A 16,492-nucleotide genomic window follows, 5' to 3' on the forward strand; every position below is an offset into this window, starting at 1 on the left:
TTCTTTTTGCTGGGGGAACACTTGAGCCGTTTGGAGCGTTTGTCCGATCGCACAGAAATTGAATCCGCCGCCCTGCTAGTCGCCCATCTAGCCCAGGGTATTTTTCACTTGCTAGCCCTAGCAGGCCTCGCGCCCCAAGTCCAAGTCTGCTGTGCCACCAGAGTGCCACTCATCCCAAATTTCACAGATCCGAACTGGCAAACCGGGTTTAGTATACCCTCTGGGGGAACCTTCAGCTTGCCAGAGCTAGCTAACCTAGAGGCAGAACTTTCCTCACAAACTGGCAGCCTGTACAGATCCAGCTCCCGTTCCCGGCAAACGAGCGACAGCAAACACTTGACAAATTTCCATATTAATGCTAAAGAATTAGCTGCACTGCAACAGTTGGGGAGTGCAGAACTAGGAGAGGGGATTGCCGATCGGGGGACTTGGATATCAGTAGAAAATATTTTGCGGCAATATGCCCAGTATCATTTAGGTTGCACGATTCGATCGGGAAGCTCGATCGACACGTACTTGGAGAGTTTTGAGTTTTAAATTTTGAATCTCGTGGAGTAAAAATCTCACCCAGCTTGCGGGATATCCGAACCTGTAAGCAATTTCAGGTAAATGCTCAAAATTCTTGCAAAACTAGATAATAAGAAAAGTTACGAGTTATTAAATTTAGAGGTTAACGCCTCAATTTGAAATTCCCATCCCCCCCAAGCTCAACCATCCCAGGCGATCCACCCCAAATCCTATGATGCGACTGTCCGATACTGATTTGAGAAGATCTATTTTAGCTGTGACCCACCACAAGATGGAAGAACGAGAAAATTTTCCAGATTTTAACTCATCGCCCGTCTTTGCCGATCGACAATGGAGTAACGCCCAAGACCCAGAAATGGACAAATATCCCACAAATCCAGAAACAGACTGGAACAACGGCAACAGCCAGCAACCAGAAGCCATCCCCGCGCTGTCAACAGCAGCAACCGCAGCAGATCTCGCGGAAGCAGCAGGCGAAACTCCCGAGCAAGAAACCGGATTTCTGCCGGTGCTCAAAAACCGAAATTTTCTAGCGCTGTGGAGCGGGCAAGTTTTTTCGCAACTAGCAGATAAAGTTTATCTCGTACTGACGATCGCCCTGGTAGCCAGTAGATTTCAAGCGCCAGATCAAACCATCAGCAGGTGGGTATCGGCAATCATGATCGCCTTTACCATACCTGCGGTGTTATTTGGGGCTGCTGCGGGCGTATATGTCGATCGTTGGTCAAAAAAAGCAGTGCTCGTAGCCACAAACCTGCTGCGGGGAGGCTTCGTCTTGACATTGCCTTTGCTGTTGTGGCTCTCCGACGGCTGGGAACTCGGTCAACTACCGCTCGGATTCTGCCTGCTGCTGCTAGTAACATTCCTAGTTTCCACCCTAACTCAATTTTTCGCCCCAGCAGAACAGTCAGTAATTCCCTTAATTGTTGAACGCCGCCACCTGCTATCGGCAAACTCGCTCTACACCACAACCATGATGGGTTCGGTGATTATCGGCTTTGCAGTCGGAGAACCCTTACTAGCCTTAGCCGACACTCTATTTACCAATCTCGGTGGCGGACTCGGCATCGGCAAAGAATTAGTAGTCGGCGGAAGTTACGCCTTCGCCGGAGTGCTGTTGCTGTCGATGAAAACAGGCGAAAAAAACGAAGTCGAACACGAACCGCCGCATCCCCTAGCAGATTTAAAAGACGGTTTGCGTTACATCAACGATCAGCCAAAAGTCCGCAATGCTTTAATTCAACTAATTATTCTATTTTCCATTTTTGCAGCCTTAGCAGTTCTAGCGGTGCGGCTGGCAGAAATCCTGCCCGGTATGAAAGCGTCACAATTTGGATTTTTGCTGGCTGCGGTGGGCGTCGGGATGGCTGCTGGGGCGACGACTGTCGGCTATCTCGGCCACAAATTTTCTCATTCCCAACTTAGTTTAATCGGATCTGTTGGTATGGCAGTTGCTCTGATGGGTATTTCTGCATTTACACACCATTTGTGGATCTCGGTGCTGTTCATTACCCTGTTGGGTTTGTTTGCTTCGTTGGTGGGAGTGCCGATGCAGACGACAATTCAAGCAGAAACCCCAGAAGAAATGCGGGGAAAAGTTTTCGGGCTGCAAAACAATGCGACTAATATCGCTTTGAGTTTACCATTAGCTTTAGCGGGAGTAGCAGAAACATTTCTGGGTTTGCCGACGGTATTTTTGGCTTTAGCGGGATTGGCGATCGCAGGTGGCGTCTTAACCTGGTATATTTCCCGTAGCACTAATAGCAAAGTCGATCGAATTTAAAACATAACAAACTCTGATTTACTCGAATGCACATCGCTTGGCTAGGAAAAAAATCACCTTTTTGCGGTAATGTAACTTACTCCAGGGAAGTCACTAACGCCTTATTAGACCGGGAATACCAGGTCAGTTTCCTGCACTTTGCCCAAGAAGCGGGCCAAATTGACAGGAATAATGCCGCGTGGAGCGTAGCAAATGGAAAATGGGGAAGTGGAATTACTCCAACTTCATATACCAATTCGCTTTCGCCCGCGAGTTGCAACGAAGTTTCTTTACCCTGTCACTACAAATCGCAAATTTATACGATTCCAACTCTCAAATCCCGCACAGTGTTGATGAAGTCTTTGCGGCGGCTGAAACCGGATGTTGTTCACGCTTCCCTGACGCTTTCGCCCCTAGACTTTTTGCTGCCGGAAATTTGTCAGGAATTGAATTTGCCTTTGGTGGCGACTTTTCACCCGCCGTTCGATCGCAAATTGCGGAATTTGACATCGGGAACCCAACACCTGATGTATCAACTGTACGCTCCGTTTTTGGCTAACTACGACTCGACGATCGTCTTTTCTTACATTCAGCGAGATATTTTGGTGAAGTTGGGAGTGCCGGAAGAACGGGTAGCTGTGATTCCCAACGGCGTAGACGCCCAGAAGTATTCGCCCGGGCCTTCGGGGTTGAAGTCGGAGTTAAAAGCCGATCGCATATTTGTATATCAAGGCCGCATTGCCCCCGAGAAAAATGTTGAGGCTTTGCTGAAGGCCTGGAAACAATGTAATTTTGGCCCTGGCAACGTATTGGCGATCGTAGGCGACGGGCCCCTCGCCGCCTCGCTGCAACTGTCCTACGGCGAAGAGGACGGCATTGTATGGCTCGGATTTGTCGCCGAGGAGGAACGCCGGATCGAAATTCTGCGCGGTGCAGATGTATTTATTCTGCCTTCTTTGGTGGAGGGATTGTCCCTGTCGCTGCTGGAAGCGATGGCCTGCGGTTTAGCTTGCTTGGCAACGGATGCCGGTGCTGACGGCGAGGCGTTGGAGGAAGGCGCGGGGATAGTTTTGAACACTCAGCGGGTGCGGAGTCAGTTACTAACTTTGCTGCCGTTGTTTTGCGATCATCCTGAGTTTGGAATGCTGCTGGGCCAAAAAGCGCGCCAACGGGCGATCGAGCGCTACACTCTCAGTCAAAATATTACTGAGTTGGAAAAGCTTTATGCAGAAGTTTTGCAGAGGCAGCGCGTGCCAGTTCGCGGTTTAGCATGATTTAGCAGGAACAAGAAAAGGAAGAATGCTCGTCCCCAGGCAGAGCCTCTGGGTATCGGTTCCCAGGCTCTGCCTAGGAACCAGTTCAATGCCCAATTCTCAATCCCTCCGCTTCGCTTCGCCCAATTCCCAACAGAATGACTTACAAAAATCCTGCTCCTACAGTTGATATTATCATCGAATTGGTCGATCGCCCGCAGCGACCGATCGTACTTATAGAACGCCTGCATATTCCCTACGGCTGGGCGATTCCCGGCGGCTTTGTCGATTATGGGGAATCGGTAGAAACGGCGGCAAAACGCGAAGCTTTAGAAGAAACAAGTTTGAATGTAGAATTAATCGAGCAATTTTACGTTTATTCCGATCCAAATCGCGACGCGCGACAACATACTATTAGTATTGTATTCTTGGCTGCGGCAACGGGGGAACCTCAAGCTGCGGATGATGCTAAAAATTTACAACTTTTTGAGTCTTGGCAGATTCCCGAGCAATTGTGTTTCGATCACGATATCATTTTACGCGATTATTGGCGTTACCGTCATTATGGATTGCGGCCGCGTTTGACAGTTGACAGTTGACAGTTGACAGTTGACAGTTGTTATGTTTTGGTGACAATAACCAAATAACCAATTCCCAATTCCCAATTCCCAATTACCAATTACCAATTACCAATTACCCATTACCCATTACCAATGAAAATATTGACAATATTAGGTGGAGGTGCATGGGGTTCGGCCCTGGCAAATCTGGGAGGTAAAAAGGGCGATCGGGTAAATTTGTGGTCGCGCCGCAGTTCTTTTAGTCTAGAATCGGTTATAACTGGCGCGGATGTTGTGGTTTCGGCGGTTTCGATGAAAGGAGTTGGCGAAACAGTCGATCGCCTGCTTGCCTTAAATCCAAATCCCCGTACAATTATAGTTACTGTCACCAAAGGTTTAGATCCCGCCACGACGCGCACTCCATCTCAAATTTGGCAAAATGCCTTTCCTAATAATCCAATTGTCGTACTTTCCGGCCCCAATCTTTCCGAAGAAATTCAGCGAGGATTACCCGCTGCGACGGTAGCGGCGAGTTTGGATTTAGCGGCGGCGAAGCAAGTGCAAACTATTTATAGTTCGGATATTTTTCGGGTTTATGTCAATCAAGATCCCCTGGGGACTGAGTTGGGGGGCACTTTGAAGAATGTTTTTGCGATCGCCGCTGGTGTTTGCGATGGTTTACAATTAGGAACTAATGCTAAATCTGCTTTGTTAACTCGCGCCTTGCCGGAAATGATTCGGGTAGGGGTTCGTTTGGGATCTCGCGCTGAAACTTTTTATGGTTTGTCTGGTTTGGGAGATTTACTCGCTACTTGCAATAGTGCTTTGTCGCGCAATTATCGGGTTGGTTTCGGATTGGCGAAAGGTAAGTCTTTGGAGGAAGTTTTGCAGGAATTGCAGAGCACTGCTGAAGGAGTTAATACGACTAATGTGTTGATTGATTTAGCCAATCGGCGCGAGATTGAAGTTCCTGTTTCTCGTCAAGTTTACCGTTTGCTGAATGGGGAAATTACTCCAGAACAAGCTGTTTTATCGCTGATGGAACGTGCTTTGAAACCGGAGATTTAAGAACCGTACAGGTGGCGATTAGCGAAAATTCATCAACTGCGATCGCAAATCGAGTACAACCAGCACCAAACAACTTACTTAAATTCTGGAAACTATGGTTAAAATACCCAATTGGTTAATCTATGCACTCGTTTGTTCATTATTATACGGCTTTTGGGGATTTTTTGGCAAGTTAGCAACTAAATCTATTGACTATAAAACAGTTTTTGTTTATGAAACAATCGGCGCTATTTTAACTACAGTATTTATTCTGGCCAGCAGTAAAGACTTGAGTCTTGAGGGGAATATTACAGGAATCGTATTTGCTTTATTAATCGGTGTTTGCGGAACTGTAGCATCGGTGATTTTTCTGAGATCCATTGAAAGCGGGCCAGTTATCAGCGTCATCAGCATTACATCACTGTACCCGCTAATTACTGTATTTCTATCATATTTCTTCCTGAAAGAAGCAATTACAATCCCGCAAATTATCGCTCTTGTGCTAGCCATAGTTGCAGTTATACTTGCGTCTTAGTTGAAATATAGGAGTTATCAAAAAAGTATTGTAGGGTGCATCGCTCTTGACAATTTAGGAATCAGTTTGAAAATCTCGCAGCGACGCACCCTACCAATATTTAGAGCAGCATCACTGAGAATGAGTTTTTTAGAAAAGGCGCTCTAATTTTTTGTATACTTCATCATCGTTACGCTTACCAACTAGAATAATTTCTACCAAATCTTCTTCGGGATTAAAGTTGTAAATAATCCGATACTCGCCACTATCTACCCGATAATAACCCAGATATCCGATTAATTGCTTGCTATCATTAGGTAAAGGATCGACATTCAGCGCTAACACTTTTTTAGCAATTTGAGCCGCTATTTTAGGTTGCAAACCCTTGAGAAAGTCGAGAACTGTTTGTAAACCATCAAGTTTCGCCATTTGCCAGTTGTTTTAGTGTTTCTACAAAGGTTTTAGTACCAACCATTTGAGACTGACTCAGAGCAGATTTTGCTGATGAACCTAAAAGCATATCTTCTAATTCCATCAGTCGCTCTATCAAGCCCTGATAGGCATCAGCGGACATGATTACGTGGCTGGGCTGCGATTTATCTGTGAGTAAAACTGGCTCCACAGCAGCTAGGTTAAAGACTGTCCCCTGTGGATTGCATACTTCTGCGAGGGTATAGCTTTGCATGACAGATGTTATGAGTTTGGGTTATGTCTATTTTAAGCAAAATCGGCAGGGGTTGGGAGGTCGATCGATAATTTGGGATTGCAAAAGTAGTCCTGAATGCAAAAAATTAGGTTTTTGAGAAAAATCGCGCACATCTGGGAGAAGTTTCGCAGTCTCGTAAGGTGCGTCACTGTTGAAAATCTAGGAATCAGCTTGAAAATCTCGCAACGACGCACCATACCAAGGAATGCAACCGAAAATGATATAAATACGCTCTATTTACCGCCGTAATAAAACGCAACTTCTTTGTCTTTTAGCGGTGCAAAGTCGGCAGCAATTAGCATTGGATCGAGTTCTGCTTGAGGCAGGTGTTTGACTCCAATTCGGACAATGCGCGATCGCATGGTGTTCGACACGCCGCTGCGCTGTCTTCCGGCTTCTAATCCCATTACTTTCTCGTACAGGTCTAATTTTGCTTTCGGAATCGCAGTGCCGTCAAAATCGATTCCTGAGGCGATCGCCACATCGATCGCATCTGCACCAGTTGTCGATTGAGCTGCTGAGTTTGTTTCTGAAGACATTGTGCTGTGATATCAAAGTTTGTTGTGGGAGCATTTTATCAGAGAAGTATCCCCATCTACGAAAAAAAGCGATCGACCTCTCTAATATCCACATTTCCACCGCTGACAATTACACCAACTCTGCTATTTTCTGCTTTCACAACTCCTGACAGCAAAGCCGCCGCAGCTAACACTCCCGTAGGCTCGACAACAATCTTCATCCGCTCCCACATAAAAAACATTGTATTGCGAATTTGCGCTTCCGAAACAGTTGCCATATCGTCCACATAATGCAGCACCAAAGGAAAAGTTAATTTCCCCAAAGAAGGTGTGCGCGCGCCGTCAGCAATAGTATCCGGGTTGCTAACAGTTTGCAGCGTTTTGGTGCGGAACGATCGCGCGGCATCATCTGCTTGCTCCGGTTCTACACCTATGACTGTACACTTGGGAGACAAAGTTTTAGCTGCGATCGCACATCCCGACAATAAACCTCCACCGCCGCAGCAAACCAGCAGCAAATCCAACTCCCCAACTTCTGCGATCAATTCCATCGCCGCCGTACCTTGTCCCGCGATCACTCGCGCGTCATCATAAGGAGGAATAATTGTCAAGTGTTGTTCTCTCGCAATTTGGGCGGTGAGATCTTCGCGGGAATTGCGAGTGCGATCGTACAAAACAATTTCGGCACCGTAGCCACGAGTCGCTTCTTGCTTGACTTTGGGCGCATCTGCTGGCATTACGACAGTAGCAGGAATTGAGAGTAATTGTGCGGCAAGGGCGATCGCCTGCGCGTGATTTCCCGAAGAAAAAGTCACTACTCCGTTGAGTTTTTCCGTTTCAGATAGCTGCATCAAAGCATTACAAGCACCGCGAAACTTAAACGAACCCGTCCTTTGAAAATTCTCGCACTTGAAAAATACTTGAGAATGGGTTTGTTTGTTGACTGTGTGCGAAGTCAGCACCGGTGTCTTGAAAGCTTTGCCCTGTAAGCGCTTTGCCGCCGCCTCCACATCAGCAAAACAGACTTGCAAAGCATTTTTATCGGTAAGGTTGGCTGTCATATTTTTTTCTGCCTGGGGTGCTTGGGCGGGATTATATCATACATAGAGTCAAAGCTTAATCAATTTTGATGATATGACATATCGGAAATAATTATCAATAGACTATTGCAACTAATTACGAAAAGCGTTGTAGGATAAGTTGAAGATTATTGCAATTAATTATCAAATAGTTTAGGTTAGGTTAGGAGATCGATTGATGAATGCAAAGTTTAAAGTGCTAGCAAGCGCTAGCGCAGGATTGTTGCTGCTAGCGGGTTTGACAGCGAATGCAGTCGGAGTTGGGCAGAAGGCGATCGCGCAAACAGCACCAAAGGGCGAGCGAGATTTAACAGCACAAGCAGCTATAAGTCGCATTAGGATCGTATTTGCCAACCGCAGAGATGCTACAGACTTGCAAAACAAAGCCAATCAAGTAGCGCAAATACTATCCAAAGAAATGGGAATTCCTATTGATGCAGTCATCGGCGACGAAACCGCTGCTGTAGAAGCTTTGAGGGCCGACAGGGCAGATGTCGCATTTGTAGCAGGGCGCGCGGCATTAAAAGCAGAACAATTAGCCAAAGCGCGGATGTATTTAGCAGAAGTTCGCAGCGATTATTCCGGCGGAAATACCTACGATTCTGTATTTGTAGTGCGGCAAGATAGTCCACTGCGGCCCAAAGGTTCAGCAAAGCAAACCCTCGAACAATTGAAGGGTAAAAAAATGGCTTTCACTTCTCGAACTTCCGGTTCGGGATTTATTTTCCCAGTCTCAGAATTAGTAGGTCAAGGATTAGTCTCAGGCCCGGATAGACTCGAAAGTTTCTTTGGAAATGTTACCTACGGCGATGGTTACGGGAGCGCTTTGCAATCAGTTTTAAGAGGTCAAGCAGAAGTCGCAGCAGTTTCCGAATACGCTTTACTACCGCCTTGGATTACAGCAGAAGAAGGCAAGAAATTGCGAGTTTTGCAGCAGATTCCAGGAGTTCCAGCCCACGGAATTGTAATTGACGATCGCATTCCGGCACCGATGCGCGAAAAACTGATCAATGCTTTCATGAAAATGAACGAACCTGCAAACAATCAATTGTTCCGCAGTTTGTACAATTCCCAAAAATTAGTAAAAGTCGATCATGCGCGCCATTTGGCAACCTTGCGCCAAGCTTTGCAGCGCGCTAAACTCGAACCATAAAACAAAGGTTCGTAGTGAGGACTTCAGTCCGCAAAAAAAGCCGGACAAAAATCCTTACACAGTAAAACAGAGGTTCGTAGTGAGGACTTTAGTCCGCAAAAAAAGCCGGACAAAAATCCTTACACAGTAAAACAAAGGTTCGTAGTGAGGACTTTAGTCCTCAGAAAAAGAAGGACTAAAGTCCTCACTACAAACCTATTTTATTGTAACAGTTAGATCGTAAATTATATTAAGGGCAAAGTTTATCAACAAATATTTACCAAGTTAATACAGCCAATTAAAAGTCAGCTAAACTAAAATTTTTATGTGTATCTCTTACTCATTCTCGCGCGAAGACAATTAAAAAATCTTCCCTCTTCCTTCTTCCCTCTTCCCTCTTCCTTCTTATTATGACTATCGAATGCAGTAAAATAGAAACAGCTTATTCAACTTCGCTAAAACGCCCGATTTTGAACGGAATTGATTGCAAAATAAAACAGGGCGAATTTGTAGCGCTGCTGGGTTTAAACGGTGCAGGAAAATCCACACTTTTGCGTTCATTTGTCGGATTAGTTCCCGTCAAAACCGGAGAAATTAGAATTAACGATACAGTAATAACTCCGCGCACATTGAGGCGAATTCGGCGCGATATTGGCTTGATTTTTCAAGGCGGCGGATTGATTAAACAGCTACCTGCGATCGACAATGTGCTGTGTGGTTGCTTGGGAGGATTGAATACTTGGGAGACTCTGTGGGGTTTTCCGAAGCAAAAGCGCGATCGAGCTTTTGAATTACTGGCAAACTTCGGACTGCAAGACCTAGCGTACCAAAAAACCGGACAACTCAGCGGCGGACAACAGCAAAAAGTGGCGATCGCCCGCGCCCTCATCCAATCTCCCCAGATTTTACTAGCAGACGAACCCACCACCGGATTAGACGTAATCGCCGCCCAACAAGTAATGGAAATCCTCGCTAAACTGCACCGCGAACAAGGGATGACAGTAGTTGTAGTATTGCACGACTTAGGAATGGCAAGCAGATATCCAGAAAGAGCGATCGTCCTAGATGCCGGTCAAATAGTCTATGATGGCAAATGTCACAACCTGTCCGACAAATTCAGCAAACTAACACCGCCCAAACTAGCAGTGTGAACTCCCCTCTTCTCCCCTCTTCCTCTGTGTTCTCTGCGCCCTCTGCGGTTCACAAAAAAAGCCCCTTCATCAAACAAAAAAAATAGCCGTACATAAATCTTAAAACCAACTGAAATGATCGAAAAAAAATCAACTAACTTCTCAAAAAAATATAGCTTGATTAAAACCCCAGGTATTACAACAATCTTAATTGTAATTTATGGCTGGGCCTTGCAGGGATTAGAAATAGATGCCACAACATTGGCTAGCAGTTGGCCATACATGACAGATTTTATGTCCCGCTTGTGGCCCCCAAATCTCGAAATTATAGATGTTGCAATTAATGCCTTAATCGAAACAGTTCAAATGTCCTTGTGGGGAACGACTATCGGCGCAATTCTTTCCGTACCGATTGCGATTTGCAGCGCCCACAATATAGCACCAAAGTGGTTGCAATGGCTAGCTAATTTATTGCAAAATGCGGTGAGATCGGTTCCTTCAATTGTCCTGGGATTGCTGTTTGTATCCGCGACTGGTTTGGGCGCGCCTGCTGGTACTTTGGCTTTGGGAATTTATACTATAGGTTATCTTGCTAAATTTTATCAGGAGGCGATCGAGTCTGTGGAAGCGCGATCGATCGAATCCTTGCAAGTCGCGGGTGCATCTTGGCTGCAAGTTGCCCAATACGGCATTTTCCCCCAGGTGTTGCCGCTAGCGTTGGGTTACACGCTGTGGATGTTTGAATACAACATCCGGGCGGCTTCAGTGTTGGGAGTCGTAGGCGCCGGCGGTATTGGTTTTGAATTAGTCAATTATATTCGAGCTTTTGAATACAACAAAGCCACTACCATGATGTTAGTGCTGTTAGTTGTCGTGACTGCGATCGATGTTATTAGCAGCAAATGGCGGCAGCGGTTGGAAACGAGGTAATACCAATTATTCAAAATCATTCAACAGTAATAGAGACGGCGGTTGAAACCGCGTCTACACAGACAAACCCACCTCCGTGGGTTGAAGAGTTAATTTTCTAATAGTCGATCGCACATTTCCCCCAAAAGTCGATCGAATTACTCGTAGGGGCGATCGCATTTTGGCGACAAACCTTAACAAAAAACCCAAGATTTTCTGTCCAAAAGCGAAATATTCATTGACTCTCGCGCATCAAGGGTTGACCAATATTTGGTAATTATGACTTACCCATGGGGGCTGGGTGAAGCATTCGGGTATTAGATCGCAGGTTGGGAATCAACTATTCTCGCCCGAATGCTTCACTCCTACAAATTTATCGGTATCCCGGCGTAGCGTAGCGGGGCGTAAGCCATCGCACAAATCCCCAAAAAGGCGATCGCGCGATCGTATCCACCATCAACAACACCACAAAAAAAGACAGGGTAGTACCGTTTCCATACCCAAAATAAAGCCACTAAATTGTTTGAAAATCAACAACAACAAAACAAGGACACAGCATTGCCGTGTCCTTATCTTGTTGGGATACAGCATTGCTGTATCCCCGTGCATACCCTTGATATTCAGATTAGAATTCTTGCCGTTTAGAACAAGAACAATTCAGAATTACCCGAAACTCCCAAATTGACATTGACAGTAGCAAACAAACTGTTGCCACCAACCGTCGAACCGTTGCTATCGTAATACAGCTTAGTAGTATTAGCTGCACTATCGAAGAGAGCAATAATCGACGGCGAAGTCAAGGATGACTCGATCGCGCTTACAGTAGCAACAGTGCTGCTGTACCGGTAGAAATTCACACCCAAAGGCCCCGAACCCAACCCAGCAAAAGCAATCTTGTCAATGTTAATTACATCATCAACAATGCTGTAATCCGTAATGATATCCCCGCCACCAGCAGTAGTTCCGGTGAACACAAACACATCAGAACCCAATCCACCGCTGAGAGCATTTGTTCCCAAACCGCCGATTAAAGTGTCATTACCAGCACCACCGGAGATGCTGTCATTACCAGCACCACCGGAGATGCTGTCATTACCAGCCCCACCGTTGAAGATATCAGCACCGGAACCACCGTTCAAAATATCGGAGAACTCAGTACCAGTGACGTTATTCGCCACAGTTGAATTGCCAGTAAACAAGACAGGAGTGGTAAAGTTATAACCGCCCGCACCAGAACCGAAGTTGTAAACTCCAGTTGTCGGGAAAGTACCCGGATTAGTCACTAAATTGACAATGCTACCAGAAGTCGGAGCAGGGGTAGTTGGAGAAGCAACGATCGTCCCTGTGAACACAAAGTCTGCTGTGCCCAAAGTCCCCGCAGCCGTACCCAAATTAGCAACAGTTGTGAAACCACCTGCCGCTGTACCATTCGAGTCAAACACCAACACCGTCTCGCTGTTCGTATTCGTATATACGAAGAAACCAGGAGTTGTAGAACCACCCACAGCCTTAGCTTGAGCCGCCTCCACAGTCGAATAATTGGCACCGGTGAAAATCACCAATTGTTTGCCAGTAATGTCAGGATTTGAACCGCTCGCACTGACAAAATTCGTAGAAGTCAAATTGCCGAAAGCGTTCGCAGCAAACTGCAATTTGTCAGTTCCGAAGGTAAAGTCAGTAATCGTATCCGGGCCGTCGCCGGGAGCCTTGAAAGCAAAGATATCTGCACCAGAACCGCCAGTCAAAATATCTACACCGGCACCACCGGTGATAGTATCTGCACCGCCGCCACCAGCGATCGTATCTGCACCGCCACCACCGTTGAGGATATCAGCCAACTCAGTACCAGTTGTAACCGCCCGCACCAGAACCGAAGTTGTAAACTCCAGTTGTCGGGAAAGTACCCGGATTAGCAATTAAATCAACAACGCTACCTGAGTTGGTAGAAGTACCAGTCGGAGCAGAACCAGTCGCACCAGTAAACAAGAAGTCTGCTGTGCCCAAAGTTCCCGCAGCCGTACCCAGATTCGCAACAGTTGTGAAACCGCCTGCCGCTGTACCGTTCGAGTCAAACACCAACACCGTCTCGCTGTTCGTATTCGTATATACGAAGAAACCAGGAGTTGTAGAACCGCCCAAAGCCTTAGCTTGCGCCGCTTCCACAGTCGAATAATTCCCGCCGGTGAAAATCACTAACTCTTTGCCAGTAATGTCAGGAGTTGAACCCGTCACACCGTCAAAGTTAGTAGTAGTCAAATTCCCGAAAGCACCACTGGCAAACTTGAATTTGTCAACCCCAAAGGCAAAGTCAGTAATCGTATCACCGCCTTCACCGGGAGAATTGTAAACAAAGATATCTGCACCACTGCCGCCAGTCAGAATATCTGCACCGCTACCACCGCTGAAGATGTCAGCAAATTGAGTACCAGTGACATTGTTAGCCTTCGCATCTCCGGTAAATAAGACGGGTGTGCTGAAGTTGTAACCGCCAACACCTGAACCGAAATTATTGCTCGCACTCGGATAGGTATTCCCAGCAGCAGTTAAATCTACAATGCTGCCGGAATTTGTAGAAGTACCAGTCGGAGAAGTTGCGATCGCACCAGTAAACACAAAGTCTGCTGTGCCCAAAGTCCCCGCCGCAGTACCCAGATTCGCAACAGTTGTGAAACCGCCTGGTGCTGTACCGTTAGAGTCAAACACCAACACCGTTTCGTTCGCAGCATTGTTATATGCGAAGAAACCAGGAGTTGTAGAACTTCCTGTAGCCTTAGCTTGTGCCGCTTCGAGACTGGCATAGGTTCCGCCAGTGAAAATGACTAACTCTTTGCCGGTAATGTCAGGAGTTGAACCGCTAACACCGTCAAAGTTAGTAGTAGTCACATTGCCGAATTCGCTCGATACAAACTGGAATTTATCTGTTCCAGATTTGAAATCAGCAATTTTATCGCCACCTTCTTTAGTTGTGTTGTAAACAAACAGATCTGTGCCACTGCCACCGCTGAGAACATCAGCACCGAGGCCGCCGGTGATGGTATCGTTGCCGTCACCGCCGTCGATGGTATCGTTAAAGTTGCTGCCGACAATGTTGTCATCGCCAGCCAAAGCCTTGAAATTAACTGCGGCCGGATAAGTGCCGAAGTTTAAATTGTCAGGGCCGGAAGTACCGACAGGAACATTTAGTTGCGGGCCGCTGAAGACAAAGTTCCTGATTTGCAGGCTAAATTTCAGCGAGAAACTGGTGACAATTTCAAAGCGCGCCCCAACAGCAAATACCAGCACGGAACGGTTAGTTTCGGCATCTGTAAACTGACAGAAAGTAGGTGCGTCACTGTTGCCGCCCAAAGCTGCAAACCGCGCTTGCAAAGTAGCGATGCTGGTAACGGTGATATCGGCGCTGAAGTCGAGTAAGTTAGAACTGCCGATCGATCCAACAGTAGAAGTAGCCGTAATCGCCAGTCGAGTCAAGCTGGTAAGGCTGAGATTGCCAAAAGCTGCGGCAGACAACTCTAAGAGATCTTCATCAGCCTTAAAGTCAGTAATTAAGTCAGCATCTAGAACTGTTTTAATCTTTTCGCGGGAAACTTTGTAAATAAAGCGATTCTTACCAGCGCCTCCAATTAGAGTATTGGTTCCTTCGCCACCGTCGATCTCATTCTCGCCATCGCCGCCTTTAATTTTGTCATTGCCAATACCGCCGATGAGTTTGTTTTTGCCTTTACCACCTTCGATATCGTCATCGTCATCGCCACCTTCGATATCATTATCGCCATCACCGCCTTTGATTTTGTTTTTGCCTTTACCTCCTTTGATTTTGTTTTTGCCTTTACCACCGATGATATCGTCATCGTCATCGCCACCTTCGATATCATTCTCACCATCACCGCCTTTGATTTTGTTTTTGCCTTTACCTCCTTTGATTTTGTTTTTGCCTTTACCACCTTCGATCTCGTCATCGTCATCGCCACCTTCGATCGATATCGTTCTCGCCATCGCCGCCTTTAATTTTGTCGTTGCCCTTACCTCCTTTAATTTTGTTTTTGCCCTTACCGCCTGTAATGTCATCACCGCCGTCGCCGCCTTGGATGTCGTTATCTAGCGTCTCGGAACCGACAATCACTTGAGGAGTTGTATTGCCAACAAAATTAAAGACATTTTGCTCGACTTTGAAGCTAAAACGCTGGCTGGTGAGAATGTTTTTGCCGTCGCTAACTTCAAAACCAAAACTGGCCGCACCGGTAAAACCTTTTGTAGCTTGGAAAGTTAACAAGCCGAGGCTAATCTCTACTTGAGTGAAGGTCAAACCGACTTGTGTTACATCTGCTCCCTTAAAGAATAGTTTCCCGGTTTTAGCATCAGGCAGCTCCGTTAACTTAAACACTGTGTCGCTAGCACCTTGCTCGTTATCGACAAACTTCAATAAGTCACCAGTAATAGTTTGCGGGTTGCCGTCGGAACCGACTATCAGTGTCTTATTAGCTTGCGATCGCGGAGGGGTATTAACTATTCGAGTTGGGGTTGGAGTTGGAGTTGGAGTTGGAGTTGGGGTTGGAGAGCTACCATTAACTCCCAAAAAGTCGCCAGCATTGAGAATCGTGGCGCTAACATTCAACAATAGTGCCAGCACCAACTGATTGCTGCTGAGCCGAATTTCGGTATTGAGGCCGACTTGTACAAACAACAAGCTGCTAAAGTTCAAGCTGCCAGACAGCAGAAACTTGTCGAAGCCGTCTTCGTAGTCAGTGATGACGGAACTTCCGGGAGTGGTATTGTTACCCATATCCATGACAAAAACGTCATTTCCAGCACCGCCGGTACAGGTATGGTTGCCAGTACCACCAACGATCGTATCGTTGCCAGCATTACCCATCAGCGTATCGTTGCCAGATCCGCCGCCGACAACGCTGTCGTCACCGTCGCCGCCGTCTGCCATGTCATTGCCGTCGCCAGTAACGAGGGTATCGTTGCCCGATCCGCCCATCAGGGTGTCGTCACCAGCGCCACCGACAATGCTGTCGTCTCCTTCGTCGCCGCTGCAAACGTCGTTGCCTTCGCCACCGATCAAGGTATCTGTGCCCTCACCGCCGACAACGCTGTCGTCGCCCTCGTCGCCGCTAACGTTGTCGTTGCCGGCACCGCCCATTACGGTGTCGTCGCCACTGCCGCCCATTACGGTGTCGTCGCCGTCGTCGCCGCTGCAAACGTCGCTGCCAGCACCGCCGATGACGGTATCGTTATCTTTGCCACCGTTAACAGTGTCATTGCCTTCGCCGCCGTTAACGTTGTCGTTACCCCGATCGCCCCTGACAGTATCGTTGCCTTCGCCACCATTGCAGGTGTCGTCGCCTTTGCCG

General features: G+C 46.9%; 17 protein-coding genes and 1 pseudogene. 9 read left to right on the forward strand and 9 right to left on the reverse strand.

What is annotated here, in order from left to right:
• The 6 genes and pseudogenes from JGK20_RS25980 to JGK20_RS26005 form a co-directional block, all read left to right on the forward strand.
• Positions 1-537, forward strand: a pseudogene (locus tag JGK20_RS25980) (DNA repair protein RecO C-terminal domain-containing protein); the annotation flags it as partial.
• A gap of 202 nt (positions 538-739) precedes the next feature.
• Entirely contained in the window at positions 740-2,311 is a 1,572-nt protein-coding gene (locus JGK20_RS25985; RefSeq protein ID WP_293232625.1) for an MFS transporter, read from the forward strand.
• Between the two features lie 26 nt (positions 2,312-2,337).
• Positions 2,338-3,564, forward strand: coding sequence for a glycosyltransferase family 4 protein (locus JGK20_RS25990; RefSeq protein ID WP_293185178.1), 1,227 nt, complete (start codon positions 2,338-2,340; stop codon positions 3,562-3,564).
• A 137-nt stretch (positions 3,565-3,701) separates the two neighbouring features.
• Positions 3,702-4,142 carry an NUDIX hydrolase gene (locus tag JGK20_RS25995; protein ID WP_293198355.1) on the forward strand — a complete coding sequence of 147 codons (441 nt, stop codon included), beginning with the start codon at positions 3,702-3,704 and terminating at the stop codon, positions 4,140-4,142.
• A gap of 114 nt (positions 4,143-4,256) precedes the next feature.
• A complete protein-coding gene (locus JGK20_RS26000; RefSeq protein ID WP_293193383.1) occupies positions 4,257-5,171 on the forward strand; it encodes an NAD(P)H-dependent glycerol-3-phosphate dehydrogenase in 915 nt (304 codons plus the stop codon).
• A 94-nt stretch (positions 5,172-5,265) separates the two neighbouring features.
• Positions 5,266-5,685, forward strand: coding sequence for an EamA family transporter (locus JGK20_RS26005; RefSeq protein ID WP_293185182.1), 420 nt, complete (start codon positions 5,266-5,268; stop codon positions 5,683-5,685).
• A 129-nt stretch (positions 5,686-5,814) separates the two neighbouring features.
• On the opposite strand, the gene JGK20_RS26010 is transcribed toward JGK20_RS26005, so the two are convergent.
• From JGK20_RS26010 to JGK20_RS26025, 4 genes are all read right to left on the reverse strand, one after another.
• Positions 5,815-6,093, reverse strand: a complete 279-nt coding sequence (locus JGK20_RS26010) for a type II toxin-antitoxin system RelE/ParE family toxin (RefSeq protein ID WP_293185183.1) — start codon at positions 6,091-6,093, stop codon at positions 5,815-5,817.
• On the reverse strand, positions 6,080-6,349 hold the full coding sequence (locus tag JGK20_RS26015; protein WP_293193382.1) for a prevent-host-death protein: 270 nt from the start codon (positions 6,347-6,349) through the stop codon (positions 6,080-6,082). The genes JGK20_RS26010 and JGK20_RS26015 overlap by 14 nt, the downstream gene beginning before the upstream one ends.
• 254 nt (positions 6,350-6,603) lie before the next feature.
• Positions 6,604-6,909, reverse strand: a complete 306-nt coding sequence (locus tag JGK20_RS26020) for a DUF4090 family protein (RefSeq protein ID WP_293185185.1) — start codon at positions 6,907-6,909, stop codon at positions 6,604-6,606.
• A gap of 56 nt (positions 6,910-6,965) precedes the next feature.
• The gene (locus JGK20_RS26025; RefSeq protein ID WP_293213008.1) at positions 6,966-7,949 is read right to left on the reverse strand and encodes a threo-3-hydroxy-L-aspartate ammonia-lyase; all 984 of its coding nucleotides are present in this window, start codon (positions 7,947-7,949) and stop codon (positions 6,966-6,968) included.
• Positions 7,950-8,145: 196 nt separating this feature from the next.
• On the opposite strand from JGK20_RS26025, the gene JGK20_RS26030 reads away from it, so the two are divergent.
• The 3 genes from JGK20_RS26030 to phnE all read left to right on the forward strand — a co-directional run bounded on the left by JGK20_RS26030 (position 8,146) and on the right by phnE (position 11,159).
• A complete protein-coding gene (locus JGK20_RS26030) occupies positions 8,146-9,120 on the forward strand; it encodes a phosphate/phosphite/phosphonate ABC transporter substrate-binding protein (RefSeq protein WP_293185187.1) in 975 nt (324 codons plus the stop codon).
• Between the two features lie 389 nt (positions 9,121-9,509).
• The gene (locus JGK20_RS26035) at positions 9,510-10,250 is read left to right on the forward strand and encodes a phosphonate ABC transporter ATP-binding protein (protein WP_293185188.1); all 741 of its coding nucleotides are present in this window, start codon (positions 9,510-9,512) and stop codon (positions 10,248-10,250) included.
• Positions 10,251-10,406: 156 nt separating this feature from the next.
• On the forward strand, positions 10,407-11,159 hold the full coding sequence (gene phnE / locus JGK20_RS26040) for a phosphonate ABC transporter, permease protein PhnE (RefSeq protein WP_293185189.1): 753 nt from the start codon (positions 10,407-10,409) through the stop codon (positions 11,157-11,159).
• A 54-nt stretch (positions 11,160-11,213) separates the two neighbouring features.
• Here the strand turns inward: phnE and JGK20_RS26045 are convergent, their stop codons facing one another.
• The 5 genes from JGK20_RS26045 to JGK20_RS26065 form a co-directional block, all read right to left on the reverse strand.
• Entirely contained in the window at positions 11,214-11,348 is a 135-nt protein-coding gene (locus JGK20_RS26045; protein WP_293232627.1) for a hypothetical protein, read from the reverse strand.
• Positions 11,349-11,503: 155 nt separating this feature from the next.
• Positions 11,504-11,653: a hypothetical protein gene (locus tag JGK20_RS26050; protein ID WP_293185191.1), complete on the reverse strand. Its 150-nt coding sequence runs from the start codon at positions 11,651-11,653 to the stop codon at positions 11,504-11,506.
• A gap of 126 nt (positions 11,654-11,779) precedes the next feature.
• The gene (locus JGK20_RS26055; RefSeq protein WP_293232629.1) at positions 11,780-13,003 is read right to left on the reverse strand and encodes a calcium-binding protein; all 1,224 of its coding nucleotides are present in this window, start codon (positions 13,001-13,003) and stop codon (positions 11,780-11,782) included.
• Complete coding sequence (locus JGK20_RS26060; RefSeq protein WP_293232631.1) at positions 12,978-15,131, reverse strand: hypothetical protein; 2,154 nt, start codon at positions 15,129-15,131, stop codon at positions 12,978-12,980. Before JGK20_RS26060 ends, JGK20_RS26055 begins: the two co-directional genes overlap by 26 nt.
• Positions 15,097-16,492 (reverse strand): cadherin-like domain-containing protein (locus tag JGK20_RS26065; RefSeq protein ID WP_293232633.1); only part of this gene is annotated, 1,396 nt, incomplete at its 5' end. The genes JGK20_RS26060 and JGK20_RS26065, both read right to left, overlap by 35 nt.

The sequence above is a fragment of the Microcoleus sp. PH2017_05_CCC_O_A genome (assembly GCF_020738785.1).
In the GTDB taxonomy this organism is placed as follows: Bacteria; Cyanobacteriota; Cyanobacteriia; order Cyanobacteriales; family Microcoleaceae; genus Microcoleus.

Bases quoted from the DNA above. Each gene is read 5' to 3' on its own strand.
- JGK20_RS25985 (WP_293232625.1), top strand. From the start codon at position 740: ATGATGCGACTGTCCGATACTGATTTGAGAAGATCTATTTTAGCTGTG.
- JGK20_RS25990 (WP_293185178.1), top strand. From the start codon at position 2,338: ATGCACATCGCTTGGCTAGGAAAAAAATCACCTTTTTGCGGTAATGTA.
- JGK20_RS25995 (WP_293198355.1), top strand. From the start codon at position 3,702: ATGACTTACAAAAATCCTGCTCCTACAGTTGATATTATCATCGAATTG.
- JGK20_RS26000 (WP_293193383.1), top strand. From the start codon at position 4,257: ATGAAAATATTGACAATATTAGGTGGAGGTGCATGGGGTTCGGCCCTG.
- JGK20_RS26005 (WP_293185182.1), top strand. From the start codon at position 5,266: ATGGTTAAAATACCCAATTGGTTAATCTATGCACTCGTTTGTTCATTA.
- JGK20_RS26010 (WP_293185183.1), bottom strand. From the start codon at position 6,093: ATGGCGAAACTTGATGGTTTACAAACAGTTCTCGACTTTCTCAAGGGT.
- JGK20_RS26015 (WP_293193382.1), bottom strand. From the start codon at position 6,349: ATGCAAAGCTATACCCTCGCAGAAGTATGCAATCCACAGGGGACAGTC.
- JGK20_RS26020 (WP_293185185.1), bottom strand. From the start codon at position 6,909: ATGTCTTCAGAAACAAACTCAGCAGCTCAATCGACAACTGGTGCAGAT.
- JGK20_RS26025 (WP_293213008.1), bottom strand. From the start codon at position 7,949: ATGACAGCCAACCTTACCGATAAAAATGCTTTGCAAGTCTGTTTTGCT.
- JGK20_RS26030 (WP_293185187.1), top strand. From the start codon at position 8,146: ATGAATGCAAAGTTTAAAGTGCTAGCAAGCGCTAGCGCAGGATTGTTG.
- JGK20_RS26035 (WP_293185188.1), top strand. From the start codon at position 9,510: ATGACTATCGAATGCAGTAAAATAGAAACAGCTTATTCAACTTCGCTA.
- JGK20_RS26060 (WP_293232631.1), bottom strand. From the start codon at position 15,131: ATGGCGAGAACGATATCGATCGAAGGTGGCGATGACGATGACGAGATC.